At 40.8% G+C, this 15,574-nt stretch carries 12 protein-coding genes and 1 other RNA gene; 4 read left to right on the top strand and 9 right to left on the bottom strand.

The annotated features are described in order from the left end of the window. Positions 1-9: 9 nt before the first annotated feature. Positions 10-645 carry a DsbA family protein gene (locus FLM47_RS10450; protein WP_178956335.1) on the top strand — a complete coding sequence of 212 codons (636 nt, stop codon included), beginning with the start codon at positions 10-12 and terminating at the stop codon, positions 643-645. Positions 646-888: 243 nt separating this feature from the next. Beyond that, complete coding sequence (locus tag FLM47_RS10455; protein ID WP_178956336.1) at positions 889-1,176, top strand: hypothetical protein; 288 nt, start codon at positions 889-891, stop codon at positions 1,174-1,176. A 648-nt stretch (positions 1,177-1,824) separates the two neighbouring features. Here the strand turns inward: FLM47_RS10455 and ffs are convergent. After that, an RNA gene (gene ffs / locus FLM47_RS10460) (signal recognition particle sRNA small type) lies at positions 1,825-1,921 on the bottom strand. Positions 1,922-2,060: 139 nt separating this feature from the next. Beyond that, the gene (locus tag FLM47_RS10465) at positions 2,061-2,939 is read right to left on the bottom strand and encodes a DUF3014 domain-containing protein (RefSeq protein ID WP_178956337.1); all 879 of its coding nucleotides are present in this window, start codon (positions 2,937-2,939) and stop codon (positions 2,061-2,063) included. Positions 2,940-3,111: 172 nt separating this feature from the next. Here FLM47_RS10465 and FLM47_RS10470 point away from each other — a divergent pair, with 172 nt between their 5' ends. Further along, positions 3,112-4,257, top strand: a complete 1,146-nt coding sequence (locus FLM47_RS10470; RefSeq protein WP_138605021.1) for a patatin-like phospholipase family protein — start codon at positions 3,112-3,114, stop codon at positions 4,255-4,257. Between the two features lie 10 nt (positions 4,258-4,267). Here FLM47_RS10470 and FLM47_RS10475 read toward each other — a convergent pair whose 3' ends face one another. Continuing rightward, positions 4,268-6,241: a cation:proton antiporter gene (locus tag FLM47_RS10475; RefSeq protein WP_178956338.1), complete on the bottom strand. Its 1,974-nt coding sequence runs from the start codon at positions 6,239-6,241 to the stop codon at positions 4,268-4,270. Positions 6,242-6,367: 126 nt separating this feature from the next. Between FLM47_RS10475 and FLM47_RS10480 the strand changes: the two genes are divergently transcribed. After that, a complete protein-coding gene (locus tag FLM47_RS10480) occupies positions 6,368-7,264 on the top strand; it encodes a GGDEF domain-containing protein (RefSeq protein WP_178956339.1) in 897 nt (298 codons plus the stop codon). Between the two features lie 57 nt (positions 7,265-7,321). Here the strand turns inward: FLM47_RS10480 and FLM47_RS10485 are convergent, their stop codons facing one another. From FLM47_RS10485 to lpxB, 6 genes are all read right to left on the bottom strand, one after another. Next, a complete protein-coding gene (locus tag FLM47_RS10485; protein WP_138605024.1) occupies positions 7,322-7,663 on the bottom strand; it encodes a hypothetical protein in 342 nt (113 codons plus the stop codon). Further along, positions 7,660-8,970: a tRNA lysidine(34) synthetase TilS gene (gene tilS / locus FLM47_RS10490; protein ID WP_178956340.1), complete on the bottom strand. Its 1,311-nt coding sequence runs from the start codon at positions 8,968-8,970 to the stop codon at positions 7,660-7,662. Before tilS ends, FLM47_RS10485 begins: the two co-directional genes overlap by 4 nt. 132 nt (positions 8,971-9,102) lie before the next feature. Beyond that, positions 9,103-10,059 (bottom strand): acetyl-CoA carboxylase carboxyl transferase subunit alpha, encoded by a 957-nt coding sequence (gene accA, locus FLM47_RS10495; protein ID WP_008110950.1) that lies wholly within the window; start codon positions 10,057-10,059, stop codon positions 9,103-9,105. Positions 10,060-10,075: 16 nt separating this feature from the next. Continuing rightward, positions 10,076-13,567: a DNA polymerase III subunit alpha gene (dnaE, locus tag FLM47_RS10500; protein ID WP_178956341.1), complete on the bottom strand. Its 3,492-nt coding sequence runs from the start codon at positions 13,565-13,567 to the stop codon at positions 10,076-10,078. A 2-nt stretch (positions 13,568-13,569) separates the two neighbouring features. Then, positions 13,570-14,169, bottom strand: coding sequence for a ribonuclease HII (gene rnhB / locus FLM47_RS10505; RefSeq protein WP_178956342.1), 600 nt, complete (start codon positions 14,167-14,169; stop codon positions 13,570-13,572). Then, positions 14,159-15,316 carry a lipid-A-disaccharide synthase gene (gene lpxB, locus FLM47_RS10510; protein ID WP_178956343.1) on the bottom strand — a complete coding sequence of 386 codons (1,158 nt, stop codon included), beginning with the start codon at positions 15,314-15,316 and terminating at the stop codon, positions 14,159-14,161. The genes rnhB and lpxB overlap by 11 nt, the downstream gene beginning before the upstream one ends. Between the last annotated feature and the right edge of the window lie 258 nt (positions 15,317-15,574).

The following is a 15,574-nucleotide window of genomic DNA, read 5'->3' on the forward strand; positions in this document are numbered from 1 at the left end:
AGAAAAGTAATGAGCAAAAAGATTAGAGTCGATTTTTTTCACGATGTCATTTGTGGGTGGTGTTATGTTTTGTCAGCTAGACTACGCCAACTTGCAGAAGAGTTTAATTTAGATATCCATCATCATGCATTTGCTTTGTCAGCCACACGGGAAGAAATGATTGGCAAGTTTGGTTCAATGAAGCAAGCAAAGCAAATCATTTTGGGGCACTGGGAGCAATGTGCGCGTGCCGACGATAACAAGCGCGTTAACGTCGAAGGGATGCGTCAGCAGAAGTTTGAATACCCATTTTCAACGCCAGGTTTGGTGGCATGTAAGGCCGCCGAACAACAGGGAGGAGCCAGTGCTTACTGGAACTATTTTGATGCTGTAACACATGCACATATGAGTGAAAACAGAAATATCGGTGATTTGGACGAGCTTATAGAAACTGCCGGTGAGGTTGGGCTAGATAAACCTCGTTTTCTTGATGACTTTGCTTCTTCTGAACGACAAACTGAGATACAACGCGATAGGAAGTTAGCTCAAGAATATGGCATTACTTCTACGCCAACGCTGATTATCAATAAAAGGTGGGTTGTTCCGGGGGCTCTCGATATCAATGCACTACGTGAAACACTAAAAGAGATAGCAACCAAGGTTTGACTTCCACTGAAAGTCTTGTTAGCTATTTACACTGCTTTTTTGCCAGCTGGATTGCTGGCTCTTTTATTTTCGCATGAATTATCCTGATCCATGCCACCCACACTAGAAAAAGGCCCGAGGTCACTTCTGTCCAAAAAACAAGTTTACTCGACAGTTTGCTTTTCGCTAATAGCCGAACTTCGCAAATTTCTAGAATTAAGTTATGGTTAGATAATAACAGCTCTTATATTTTGGGAGTTTAATATGGCTAAAACAATAAAAACTAGCAGCACCATTGATAAATCGGAGAGTTTCGATTATGAAAATGTAAAAGCTGCATTAGATGGTCGGCTGTCCGTAGATGATCTTAGAGCAGCTGAACAAGGTGTATTTATGAATAATTTTGACGAAGCTATAAACTCTAATTTAGAACAGGATTTTTCTAAGCATTTTGAAAAACTGAGCAGTAACGAAAAACTTTATGGCTTAGATGATAAGGATAAAATTATCTGTGAAACAAGAAATAGATCAAGTATGAATAAACACAAATAGCTCATACCTTAATTAAAGTTGAATAAAAAGACCCCAGCGTTTGCTGGGGTCTTTTTATTTAGCCTCTGCCTTTTCGGCAGTTAAAAGTCACAAGTTGTGCTTGTTTACTTCCTGGCCTAATTTCAGCTGCCTATTCGGCAGAAGATACACGTGTAGGAACTACACGACTATTTTCTAAATTTTCAGCTGCCTACTCGGCAGTTCACAAAAAGGCTCACAACTTCCCGCTTTGCTGTACATTTTCAGCTACCTACTCGGCAGCTCACTATAAAAAGTAGTTTAAATTTTTATAAATAACAAACTGTTAAGTGATTTTTATATTTTTACACTTTACTTTTACCTAATCGTATAACTTATTAAAAGCATTATTAATATTCGATTGCTACTTTTTAAAAGGTATTCAATGAAGGAACCGTGCCTTGAAATGTTTGATTTGTAGCAAAAACCATCATTATTAACATTAATTTCTATGAAATTTATACTTTCAGTATTTGTATAAGAAATAAAACGCTGTCGGTTGGCTTTACTTTATAAAAACATTAAGTGAAAAGAGTTATTCTGATACAAAATTTAAGTAAAACTCACTTAAAATACATGGATTAATATTTGAAGAATTATAAGCACCCAAATGAGGAGTTTGGGTGGCAGTCTTACCAGCCACATCTCGGCACACACGTCACAAACTGTGGCTGCTCCCTTCCGGGCCTGACCAGGTTCGCCTGCTAGTGTTGCGAGAGGACCAATAAGACTACCATTGAGGGCCTTGGTTGGCGCGATTGAGATTATCTCTACTTTTGCTCTGTTATTCAAGGGATAATCAAAAAAGAAAGTGCGATTGCATACTTCATATACAATCGCAGTCTATTTGGGTGTTAAAGCGATTATTAATTGCTCTCTAACTCAGCTTTTATGTTACGTAGTGCCGCTTTTACTTTTTTCATGTTCTCTGGGCCCATGCGTAAAAGTTGCTTTTGCGCAGCGGGTAATTGCTCCCATTCTGAAAACGCATACTGATAGGTCACTGAATCACGCAATAATGGTAAGCTACCTTTTGGCTCAGGAGTATCAAGTAACAGGTCAATGGCATCTTCAAGTGTTTGAGTAAACTCATCATCACCATAACCAATCTCAGTGTATGCGCTGTTGATCAGCGGTTTATACTCTTCGTATAAACGCACAGTTTGAGCTGCACTCATACTTGTGAGTATTTTTACATACGGGGTATAGCGTTCATAGCTATTAGGGTCAATTGTTAAAATATCCCCTTCGTTTACGCTAAAACCCTCTTCTAATTTTGCAACTGGGGTATGCTTGGTAGCCACTTTGCCTTTTGCTAAATTATCAATAAATACCACGCCACGACGAATAACATCATCATTTAACACTAAGCTCATCGCTACATCCCCCAAATATTCATCTAATTTTGCGATGACTACAGGATCGCTGTCGTTTAACGCTGGTAAAGGCACAACTTCAGCTTCAGGCTCAACTTCTGGGCGCTGAGCTGGAACGGCTAATTCGGCAGGTTTTTCAGGCTTAACAGAGGGCGCACCTACCACAGGGTCGTTCTCAGGTTTTAGCTCCATAATAGGTTGTTCTTTTACTGGTTCTTCAACCTGCATAACTGTTTTTGGAGCTTCACTTGGTTTTAATAAAGCAAACGCAGCGGCAATAATGATGATTAATAAAATAACCCCAGCAAAGATAAGGTTGTTATTCGGCGGACGTTTTTGAACGTCTGATCCTGATGGTTTATCTGACATACGAACTCCATAAATATAAAAATGCGATACTGTTTAGAGTACTCTAAACAGGTTTAATTCATAACTTACACTAATATTTATTAATGTAGCTAATGTATCCTTTGATTCTTCTAGCTTAAAGACTTACAGTGAATAAATAAAGTAAAGACAGTGAACAGTTTAAATACGTAATATGAAAATTAAGCAAGTCGATCCTAGTAAACCAAAAGTGGCTTTATTACTTACCGGTGGTGGTGCCCGAGCGGCTTACCAAGTGGGCGTGTTAAAAGCATTAGCGCAAAGTATGCCCAGAACTGCCCCACTGCCCTTTAGAGTGATAAATGGAACCTCTGCTGGCGCAATTAATTCTGCGGCGTTAGCGTGTTACGCTTCATGTATGCATTTAGCCGTTAGAAAGCTAGAAACAGTATGGAAAAACTTTTCCACCTCTATGGTATACAAAAGTGACTTTCTGAGTGTATTTGGCCATATTACTCGTAATATTTTAACTAGTTTTCAGTCTGAGCATATAAACCATCCACCAGCGAGTTTGTTAAATAATCGGCCACTTAGAAAACTATTAAACGATATTCTTGATTTACATCGAATTGAACGTAACTTACATCGTGACTATTTAGAGGCGCTGTCGATTACAGCATCTAGTTATACTACTGGTGATTCTGTTGCTTTTTTTCAGTCAAATACACAGCATTCTTGGCAACGAGCAAAGCGCGAGGGTCGCGCTACGCGTATCAATGTTGAGCATTTAATGGCCTCTAGTGCTATTCCTATGGTGTTCCCTAGTGTAAATATTTATAACCACTATTTTGGTGATGGTTCAATACATCAACTTTCACCTTTAAGCCCGTCTATTCACTTAGGGGCAAACAAAATATTTATTATTGGTGTTGAGCAACCCAAGGAACCTCATCCTCCAGGTTACTCTGCGCATTTTCCAGGGCTTTCTGCGGTAGCAGGTCACTTACTCGACAGTGTATTTACCGACACCATGCAGTCTGATTTAGAACGCTTAGATAGAGTAAACCGTACACTGGGGTTATTACCAAATAAGCAAAAGCATCAAGAGTTAAAACAAATAGACAGCTTTATCATTAACCCCTCGCAAAACTTTAATGCAATTGCAGCGCAATACTATGACGATATGCCTTGGGCAATTAAAGTGTTACTGCGTATGATAGGTGTAAAAAAACGCTCTCAGTCGAGTTTAACCAGTTATTTATTATTTGAAAAACGCTACACCCAGCACTTAATTCAAATTGGATACGAAGATGGTATGAAGCAACTGCCCGAGATGAGAAAGTTTTTAGAGCTAGACTAAGAAGCCACTCTTACTCAATGCCATCAAGTAAGTAATGCTCAACATGCTCTACTCGCCTAGGTTTACCTTGCAATACTAAAATATCATTTGCGTATAATATGGTATGCTCCTGTGGCATCTCTATCTCCTCGCCTTCACGTCGAAGCGCCTTAATTAGCACCTTTCTTTTAGCTAAATTAAGCTCACTAATAGCCTTGTTTACCGCAAATGCTTTATCCGGCAAGGCAATGACATGTAAGTACTCTAAGCGTTCGGGCAAATTGGTATCGCTTTCGATGTTTTCGCCTGCAAAAAAGCTTTGTAATAGCTTATAGCGGTTACGCCTCTCACTACTAACGCGGCGAATTATTCGGCTCATTGGTACACCCGACATAGACAACACATGTGAGACCAGCATTAAGCTTGCCTCTAATGCCTCAGGAACAACCTCAGTGACGCCTAAATCTTTTAAACGCTCTAGTTGGCTGTCATCACGGGTTCTTATGAGTATTTTTACCCTAGGAGCAACCTGCTTTATAGCATCAATCACTATTTGAGTTTGTTGAAATTCCGTAAAAGTAATAATCACTAAACGTGCTCGCTCTATCCCTGCACACTTTAAAATATCTTTTTGCTCAACGTGACCAAACAATAATGGTTCACCCGCCGCTTTTCCTTCTTGTACTAATATGGGGTCGCTTTCAATGGCCACATAATCAATAGCCTCTGGCGATAAAAAGCGGGCAATAGTTTGCCCTACCCGAGAAAATCCACATATAACTACATGATTATTATAAAGCGTACTGCTTTGTGGCTCATCTTCATAGGCAAACTTAGCGCGTTCTAACATACCCAGTCGCTTTAAAATAAAGGGAGTTTTATCGATTAAATACGGGGTGAGTGCCATAGAAATTACACCCATGGCAATTAAAAATGATACTTGCTCCGCACTCAGTAAGTCATGCTGTGCTGCAAGTGCGATTAACACAAAACCAAACTCTCCCATTTGCCATAACATAATAGCGCAGGCTAATGCGTCCTGTTTTCGCTCTCCCATAAATAAAGACGACACGGTTACTACGGCGATTTTTAAGATTAGAATTCCTAGTAAGGCAACAACAATAATCCCTGCATGATTAACAACAAAGCTGATATCTAGCTGCATACCTACGGTGACAAAAAATAAACCCATTAAAATATCACGAAACGGGCGAATATCCGCTTCTAGCTGATGGCGGTAATGGCTTTCACCAAGCATCATACCCGCTAAAAATGCCCCTAATGCCATTGATAAGCCAAATGAATAAGTAAGTAAACCCGCAAACAAAGCAACTAATAGAGTCGTTAACACAAATAGTTCATCACTTTTTGCTAATGCCACTTCATTAAAAACTTTAGGTAAAACCCATTTTCCAATAGCCCATAACAAAAGGCATACAAACGCCCCTTTAGAAAGTGCAAACAATAATGCCCAGCCAATATCATTAGAATCACTGCTGGCAAATAATGGTAAAATAATCAGTAATGGTACAACGGCAATGTCTTGAAATAGTAAAACGCCGATTGCTAATTGCCCTCGGCGTTTATTTAAATCGCCGCTCTCTTTTAATAATTTAGCAACTACCGCAGTAGAGGAAAGCATAATAATAATGCCCATGGTAAAACTGGTTAATAAATTAAAATTTAATAAGTACAGAATCACAATCAGCAAAATACTACTAACAAATACTTGCAACGACCCTAAACCAAATACAATGTTACGCATTGCCATTAGGTGCGATACTGAAAACTCCAAACCTAAGCTAAATAGCAAAAATACAATACCTAGCTCTGCAATAAAGTCTATTTCATGGCTTTGTGTCATCCAGCCGACACCATGACCACCCGCGAATAAACCCACAGCCAAGTATGCCAATACAGGGGGAAGCCCTATGCGCTTAAATATCCATACAAATAAAACCGCAGCGACTAAAAGTCCAAAAATCTGAGCATTAATACTTTGCAACGCAAACCTTAAAACAATCTATGGAGTGTGACTTAACTATAGCAACCGCATAACTTTCAGCCAGAATAAAAATATGGCACGCAATCTGCTTATTTATAAAAAGTAATACTATAGGGGGAATAAATAGTGGAAAACGTTCATATTTTGACACAACGTATCTCTGGACGCGGTGAATTTTTGCCGTTCTCAGCGGAGCAATACAATAGCAATACACCAACAGCACTACATGAGCTGGCGGCCAAACTGCAAACTAGCCTAGTGCTGGAAGATATTTTAGGTACATTTGCAAGCTTTGCAAAACAACTGCTTAATTTTTCTGGGGTGCACTTTCAATCAGCTCATATTGATGTAAAAACACCTAATAGTGATGTTGAAAACCCAGCCTACTCATTTGATCTAAAAGTGGAAAATGAGCATTTAGGCACACTCACTTATTACACCAAATATCCGCTTAGTGCGGCTATTGAAAAAAAGCTGCAGCACTTTCACAGCGTATTAATATATCCACTGCGAAATGCAATAATGTACAGCCGTGTATTAAAGCTAGCAACTAAAGACTCTTTAACGGGGTTAAACAACCGTAGTCAATTTAATGACATGTTACAACAAAAGCTTGAAAGTCATAGACGTAACGGCCATCCATTTAGTTTAATGCTGCTTGATTTAGATAATTTTAAACAAGTAAATGATAACTATGGTCATAAAATTGGCGATGACGTTTTAATAGAATTTGCCACAGTTTTATCTAGTAGTATTAGAGGCACAGATTCGGTATTTCGTTTTGGCGGCGATGAGTTTTCAATACTAATTGAGGACCCCGCTTTTACCACCAATAAAGTGATTGCTGAACGTATTATGCGTTTAGTAAGAAACTCACCGATTATGTCTAAATACAATGTAACAACCAGTATTGGTTTTACCCTAACTAACAGTGATGATTGCCAAAATGAGATATTTTCTCGTGCGGATAAGGGCTTATATAAAGCAAAGGCATCTGGGCGAAACTGCGCAAAAGCTTACTAAGCAATAAAAGAGCAAAATATTAGAAAAGCTCAGCCTCCCCCGCTGGGCTTTTTTACGCTACTTTTTTAATATAAAGTATTTGTAAATTAGTAGCATGACGCAAAAGCCAAAAAAGAAGCCACTGAGTAAATTAAGTAGTGCGGCAATTGTTGCAAGCGGTGTAAAAAGCACCAACAGTAAAGGCGTACTCACTCCTAAAATGAAAAACACGCCCCCTTTACCCAACCAGTAGGCAAGTAAAATGGCGGCACATACCATGCCACCCAATACAGCGTAGCCGAGGGTAGTAATACTAAGGGTTAAAAATACATTCGCTAAAACCGCAATCAATAGCGTAATTAATATGCCAATGGGTGCCTTATTGATAAGCGACAGCCCAACATGAGCTTGTTGACTCATAATTTATACTCCCAAATTACACCATGTTCATCTTTATGGTTATCACTAACAAAATAACCAACCACTTGCACTAGCTCATCGTTGTAAAAAATTAATGGAATATCAGCACGTAGCCAAGGCGCTACCTTTGCATCTTTAAACCAATGTTTAAGCGTATTACTACCTGGTTTTTTGAGTGGTTTAATACGCGCACTATTGCAGTTAAAGCGCACACTAACTTGTTCATCCGTTTTAGGGGCTCGTATACCCACTCCTTGCTGACATGATAATTTTTTTCCGTCACTCAAAACCAGCTCATTACTTATTACCTGCTCAATATTAACGGCTAATGGCTTTGGTTGCACAAAATAAAGTAAACCTTGATGGCGACGTATTTGCCCATCACTTAGCTCAATTTTTATTTGTGCATCAGCTTGTGCATGAATGGCTTGGCTCATTATTTGTGTTAATTGCTTTTGTGAGGGCATAGTGTGGCTAAATAATGCCAGCCACGCGCGTAATACATTAGCAATGCGAATAGCGCTGTAATGAGCCATATTTTGTATATTAAGCGCCTGATGTTGGTTAAGACACTGTGCGAGATCTTGCTGGGTATATTCATCAAGCAGTGCTTGCTGCTGCTGTAATAATTCAATACTTCGTGCTGTACACTGCTCAAACCCAGTAAAACGCTCTGCCAACTTAGGCACTATTTGCTGGCGCAAAAAATTACGATCAAAGCGTTCATTGGCGTTGGATTCATCGGTAATATGGCTAATATTAAATTGCTGGGCAAACGCTTCTATCTCGCTGCGTTTTACCGCCAATAATGGCCTATAGCACTCACGGCCACTTTCAAGCACGCGAGTTTGCTGCATAGCGCCGAGCCCTTTTAAGCCTGAGCCGCGCTTTAAACGAAGTAAAAATGTCTCTACTTGGTCGTTTAAATGCTGGCCTAACAAAATGACACTATCATTTGGGCTATATTCATCAAGCGCTTGATAACGAGCTTCGCGAGCCTGCGCTTCAATACTGATGCGCGATTGCTGCTTAATTATGACGTGTGCCGCTTTAAAATAAATTGAAAGTTGCTCACAACGTGCTTGGCAAAATTGCTGCCAGTGATGGGAGTTATCACTTAAGCCATGATTTACATAAATTGCACTTAAATTTAATTGTGGCCACTGCTCTTTTAACCCATGCATTATCTGCAACAACACCACCGAATCTACGCCACCAGATAAGGCCACAGTAAATGTGAATTGCCCGTTTTCTATATAGTGATTAAGGGCTTTTTGTACCTGCAGATAAATTTGTGATGTGTTCATTATTATAACCAATGAGTGAATTGCTAATAACCCCAATAAGAAAGGCTCTACGTTACGTTATTTTAAAACAAAAAAAGCCGCATAGGCGGCTTTTTTCTATATTTAGCTACATTTAGCTACATTTAGCTATGTTTAGCAATAACCAAACGACATTAAACGCTTGTAACGTTGGTCAAGCATTTCTTCAAGCGATAACGCTTGTAAATCTGCTAAATCGCGCTTAAGGCGAACTTTTAAATTGCGTGCCATGGCATCATAATTACGGTGTGCACCACCTAGCGGCTCATCAACTAGGTTGTTGATTAAATCTAGCTCTTTAACACGCTCGGCTGTTACACCCATTGCTTCTGCTGCAAGTGGCGCTTTATCAGCACTTTTCCATAAAATAGAGGCACAGCCTTCTGGTGAAATAACTGAGTAAGTGCTGTATTGCAGCATGTTTACTCTGTCGCCTACACCAATCGCTAATGCACCACCTGAACCACCTTCACCAATAACAGTACAAATTGTAGGTACTTTTAGTGCGGCCATTACTTTTAGGTTACGTGCAATTGCTTCAGACTGACCACGCTCTTCTGCGCCAACACCTGGGTATGCACCTGGGGTGTCGATAAATGTCATGATTGGCATTTTAAAACGCTCAGCCATTTCCATTAAGCGCAATGCTTTACGGTAGCCTTCTGGTTTTGGCATGCCAAAATTACGTTTAATTTTTTCAGCAGTACCACGGCCCTTTTGCTGACCGATCACCATAACAGGTTCACCATCTAAACGAGCAACGCCGCCTAAAATTGCAGGGTCGTTAGCAAACGTACGATCACCCGCAAACTCGTCAAATTCCGTAAAAATACGCTCGATATAATCTCGAGTATAAGGACGCAGCGGATGACGTGCTAGCTGTGATACTTGCCAAGCACCAAGTTCAGAGAAAATTTTCTCCTTCATTTGTGCGCTCTTTTCTTTAAGTTTGCTGACTTCCTCTTCTAATCCAAGGTCTAATTCGCCAGCGCGGCTTACATTTTGTAATTCTTCAATTTTTGCTTCTAATTCTGCGATTGGAAGCTCAAAATCAAGATAATTGAGGCTCATGCTCTAAACTACCTAATTAGTTAAATTCTAGTTCTACATTTTGCGCTGCCATCAGCGATAACTTATGAATTAAGTCGTCACTTGGCGTAACACACCATTCGATCCCTAGGGTTAATTGCACCAACGCATCGGGGCGTTGATAATATACCTTGATCGGACACGTTCCCATTTTGTATGGTTCGAGTACTTTTTGTAATTTATCGAAGAAACCAGCCTCGATCTGCACCATATTCAGCGTCATCTTAATCGCTTTTATACGCTTTTCACGCGCCTGAGCAATGGTGTTTATTTCTCTGGCGGTCATTGTAATACCACCAGAGAAGTTATCAAAGCTGACCTGTCCGGATATCACCAAAATATTATTGATTTGCAACATATCTTGGTACATTTCAAACTGTTCTGGAAACAAGCGTACATCAATTCGGGCGCTTTTGTCATCTAAAGTTATCAAGCCCCAGCGATTTCCTTTTTTATTAATTAAGGTTCTCGCGGCAATCACCAAGCCCGCCCCAGTTGAGACTACATCACGGTTAGTGGGCTGCAAATCAATGAGTCGGCCACTAGTATAATGGCCAAGCTCTCGTCGATACTGGTTTATAGGATGGCCAGTTAAATAAAGGCCTAAGGTATCTTTTTCACCATCAAGCCACTGATTATCTGTAAGTGGTGTGGCTTTAAAAAACGCTTGTTCTACTTCGTCAGGCTCTGTGGCCAGTAAACCAAACAAGTCACTTTGCCCTAACAGCTCAGCTTTGTTGTGTTGATCGGCTGCGCGCATTGCATCTTTTAAACTTGCCAGCAGCGTTGCTCGCCCAGGTTGGCTTTTTTCTGGTCCTAGCTGATCTAATGCACCTGCATAAATTAATTTTTCGGTGACACGTTTATTTAAGCGCTTTAAATCAACACGCGCACAAAAATCAAATAAATCCTTAAATGGGCCGCCTTTCGCTCGCGCTTCTAATATGGCATCAACGGGGGCTTCACCCACGCCTTTAATTGCTCCTATACCGTAAACAACTTCACCTTGAAGATTAACAGTAAACTTGTATTCACCGGCGTTTACATCGGGCGGTAACAAAGTGAGTTTCATGTTTTCACACTCATCCACCAGCGTTACTATTTTGTCGGTGTTATCCATATCGGCCGACATTACCGCAGCCATAAACTCGGCCGGATAATGGGTTTTCATCCACAGCGTTTGATACGATACCAATGCATAAGCTGCTGAGTGAGATTTGTTAAAACCATAACCCGCGAACTTTTCAACCAAGTCGAATATTTTTATCGCAAGCTCGCCATCTATTCCATTATTACGCGCGCCCTCTTCAAAGGTTGAGCGCTGTTTTGCCATTTCTTCGGGCTTTTTCTTACCCATGGCACGACGTAACATATCGGCGCCGCCTAGTGTATAACCGGCCAGCACCTGCGCTATTTGCATAACTTGTTCTTGATACAAAATAATGCCGTAAGTCGGCTCAAGAATCGGCTTTAAACTTTCGTGTTGATATTGCGCATCGGGGTATGAAATCTCTTCTCTGCCGAGCTTTCGGTCGATGAAGTTATCTACCATGCCTGATTGCAGTGGACCTGGACGGAACAAAGCAACAAGGGCTATCATATCTTCGAAGCAATCGGGCTTTAATCGGCGAACTAGGTCTTTCATGCCGCGTGATTCTAGCTGGAATACGGCGGTGGTTTCAGCGCGCAGCAGTAGTTCTATACTTTTTTTATCATCCAGTGGAATGGTGTTGATATCAACCGGCTGTTTGCCTTCACGCTTTAAGCGTTCATTGGTCATATCCACTGCCCACTGCAAGATGGTCAGCGTACGTAAGCCTAAAAAGTCAAACTTAACCAAACCGGCGGTTTCTACATCGTTTTTATCAAACTGAGTAACCGGAAACTTGCCTTCATCATCACAATAGAGCGCAGCAAAATCGGTAATCGTGGTCGGCGATATTACAACCCCCCCTGCGTGTTTACCGGCATTACGGGTACAACCCTCGAGAATACGACACATGTCGATTAAGTCTTTAACTTCTTCATCGCCGTCGTAGGCTTCTTGCAAACGAGGTTCAACTTCAAACGCTTTGGCCAAGGTCATTCCCGGATCGCCCGGAATAAGCTTAGAAATACGATCAACAAATCCATAAGGATGACCAAGTACCCGGCCTACATCGCGTATAACCGCTTTGGCCGCCATAGTACCAAAGGTAATAATTTGCGATACCGCATCACGGCCATACAAGGCCGATACGTGATCAATTACTTCATCACGTCTATCCATACAAAAATCGACGTCAAAGTCGGGCATAGAAACACGTTCTGGATTCAAGAAGCGCTCGAAGAGTAAATCGAACTCTAGTGGATCAAGGTCGGTAATTTTAAGCGCATAAGCTACTAAGGAGCCCGCACCTGAACCACGCCCTGGACCTACAGGAATATTGTTATCTTTACTCCATTGAATAAATTCCATTACGATCAAGAAGTAGCCTGGGAATCCCATTTGGTTAATTACATCGAGCTCTATCTTTAAACGCTCATCGTATTCGCCGCGTTTTTCTTGGCGTTCTTGTTCATTAGGGAATAAAAACTGCAGTCGTTCTTCAAGTCCGTCTTGTGAGACTTTAACCAAAAACTCATCAATTTTTAGTGAGCCTGTGGGATAATCTGGTAGGAAATACTCACCTAATTGAACGGTTACATTACAGCGCTTTGCGATTTCTACGGTATTTTGTAACGCCTCTGGAATATCACTAAATAGCTCTGCCATTTGCTCTGGCGTTTTTAGGTATTGCTCTTGTGAAAAACGCTTTGGTCGGCGTTTATCATCTAGGGTATAACCATCAAAAATAGCCACCCGAATTTCATGGGCTTCAAAGTTTTCTGGCTTTAAAAAAACCACTTCATTGGTAGCCACTACAGGCAGTTGCTCTGTGGTTGCAAGCTCCACTGCCATATGCAAATAATTTTCTTCTTGAGCACGGTTGGTACGAATAAGCTCAATATAATAATGATCGCTAAAGTGCTGCTTATAAAAGCTTACCACCGACTCAACAATAGCGGGGTTGCCTTTTATTAATGCTTTTCCTAAATCGCCATCTTTAGCACCCGAGAGTATGATGAGCCCCTCTTTTAAATCAACTAACCATTCACGGTCAATCACTGGGCGATGAAACACATGACCACGTTGGTAGGCTTTAGAAATCAATAAAGTAATATTTTTATAGCCAGTGTTATCTTTAGCTAATAACGTTATCCGGCTTGGTTCATCAGGAAACTCAGGACTACGTACCCAAAAATCAGCACCAACAAGTGGCTTGATACCTGCGTTATGCGCTGCGCCATAAAAACGCACTAAACCACAAAAGTTCATTTGATCGGTAATTGCCAGCGCTGGCATTTCAAGCTCTTGTGCTTTAGCGACTATTGGTTTGGTTTTTGCCAAACCATCAACCATCGAAAAGTCTGAGTGCACTCGTAAGTGAACAAAATCAGGAGCTGGCATAATTACTCCTTACCCGAAAGCGCAAGCACACGCTGCACCGGTTTAAAGCTCTTACGATGCTCATCTATAGCGCCGTATTGCTCAAGCGCTGCAAAGTGTGCTTTGGTCGGATACCCCTTATGCCCTGCAAACCCATATTGTGGATAGCGCGCATCAAGTTCAATCATTTCATCATCACGAGCCACTTTTGCTAAAATAGATGCGGCTGATATTTCAGCGACTAAGCTATCACCTTTAACCACCGCTTGGGCGGGCATAGCTAATTTAGGCAGGCGGTTACCATCTACAAACACAAATTCAGGCACGGTGCTAAGTGCTTCCACTGCGCGGCTCATAGCAAGCATAGTGGCTTGTAATATATTTAGCTCATCTATTTCACTGGGGCTACAACGGCCAATGGCGTAACACAGTGCTTTTTCTTTTATTTCAGTGGCTAATAATTGACGTTTTTTATCCGTTAATTTTTTAGAATCGGCCAAGCCTGCGATTGGCTTAGCGGGATTTAAAATAACAGCGGCAGTAACCACGTCGCCCACCAGCGGTCCACGACCCACTTCATCTACACCGGCAATTAGGGTTACATTAGGTCGTTCAATTTGCATTTATTAACTCCGCCACTGCATTTGCAGCTTGTTTACTTGCATCTAATCTAATTTTTTCATGTATGGCTAAAAAGCGGGCTTTTAATTCTTTATTGTCACTATTTAGCATAGGGGTAAGTGCTGCTGTTAAATTAGCGACATTACACTCGCTTTGCAAAAACTCTGGCACTAATTCTTCGTCTGCCAATAAATTAGGTAACGAAAAATATTTAATATTAAAGGTAAATAAGATTTTAAAAATCCAATAACTCATGGGTTTAATTTTATAACCAACCACCATTGGTTTTTTATATAACATGCCCTCAAGCGTTGCCGTACCTGATGCCAGTAATATGGCATCAGCGGCTTGCATGGCTAAATTTGATTGGCCGTCTAGTAAGTTAACATTAAGTGAGGGCGCTGTGGCATTTAAAATAGCAATAAACTGCGCTTTGCGCTTTTCGTTCACCAGTGGCACAACGACTTTAAGCGCTGGGTTCTGTGCTTGCAACTGAGCCGCTGTTTTTATGTAAGTTTCACTTAACAAGCCCACTTCTGAGCCCCGGCTCCCGGGTAATAACGCTAACACCTTGTCATCAGCACTTAAGCCTAATTGGCTGCGGGCTTGGCTATCATCGTGCTCAAGTGCAATGTCGTCGGCTAATGTGTGGCCTACAAAAGTACACGGTACTTGGTGCTTGTCGTAAAATTCTTTTTCAAAAGGTAATAAAGCCAATACTAAGTTAGTGGCTGCACTTATGGTGTGAATGCGTTTTTCACGCCACGCCCATACTGAAGGGCTAACGTATTGCACAGTTTTAATACCCGCATCTTTTAACGGTTTTTCTACACGTAAATTAAAATCGGGCGCGTCAATGCCTATAAACACATCAGGAGGATTATCAATAAAATGCTGCACAAGTTGTTTGCGAATTTTTAGCAAGCGCGGTAAACGGCCAAGGACTTCAACCAACCCCATAACCGACAGTTCATCCATATCAAACAGCGTTTTGCAGCCTTGTGCTTGCATTTTAGGACCTGCAATACCTTCAAAGATTGCATCAGGAAAATGCGCTTTAAGCGCTTTTATGAGCCCTTCACCTAAAATATCGCCCGACAGTTCACCTGCCACAATACCAATTCGTAGTTGTTTTTTATCTTTTTTCATTTGCTATTTTTTCACAAGTAAACCCGGCGTTCATATCGATTAGTTTACCGTGTTTTAAGGCCAGGTTAAACGCTTAAAACGCACCACTTTTTTCTAGCTTACTCTTAATTGATGATTGCGTATTTTATAGACTGATGTAATGTCATAGTATATTAAAGTTTTCTAATATACATATTGACAAAAATTGTACAAACGCCAATAATGATGCAAACTTTCAGAAATTACTGAAAGTTTATTAAAAAACATTAACAATTGCTT

Origin of the sequence: Pseudoalteromonas sp. Scap06, assembly GCF_013394165.1 — a bacterium.
In the GTDB taxonomy this organism is placed as follows: domain Bacteria; phylum Pseudomonadota; class Gammaproteobacteria; order Enterobacterales; family Alteromonadaceae; genus Pseudoalteromonas.

Coding starts and splice junctions, on each gene's coding strand:
- accA (WP_008110950.1), bottom strand. CDS start 10,059: ATGAGCCTCAATTATCTTGATTTTGAGCTTCCAATCGCAGAATTAGAA.
- FLM47_RS10450 (WP_178956335.1), top strand. CDS start 10: ATGAGCAAAAAGATTAGAGTCGATTTTTTTCACGATGTCATTTGTGGG.
- FLM47_RS10485 (WP_138605024.1), bottom strand. CDS start 7,663: ATGAGTCAACAAGCTCATGTTGGGCTGTCGCTTATCAATAAGGCACCC.
- tilS (WP_178956340.1), bottom strand. CDS start 8,970: ATGAACACATCACAAATTTATCTGCAGGTACAAAAAGCCCTTAATCAC.
- FLM47_RS10465 (WP_178956337.1), bottom strand. CDS start 2,939: ATGTCAGATAAACCATCAGGATCAGACGTTCAAAAACGTCCGCCGAAT.
- FLM47_RS10470 (WP_138605021.1), top strand. CDS start 3,112: ATGAAAATTAAGCAAGTCGATCCTAGTAAACCAAAAGTGGCTTTATTA.
- lpxB (WP_178956343.1), bottom strand. CDS start 15,316: ATGAAAAAAGATAAAAAACAACTACGAATTGGTATTGTGGCAGGTGAA.
- FLM47_RS10455 (WP_178956336.1), top strand. CDS start 889: ATGGCTAAAACAATAAAAACTAGCAGCACCATTGATAAATCGGAGAGT.
- rnhB (WP_178956342.1), bottom strand. CDS start 14,169: ATGCAAATTGAACGACCTAATGTAACCCTAATTGCCGGTGTAGATGAA.
- dnaE (WP_178956341.1), bottom strand. CDS start 13,567: ATGCCAGCTCCTGATTTTGTTCACTTACGAGTGCACTCAGACTTTTCG.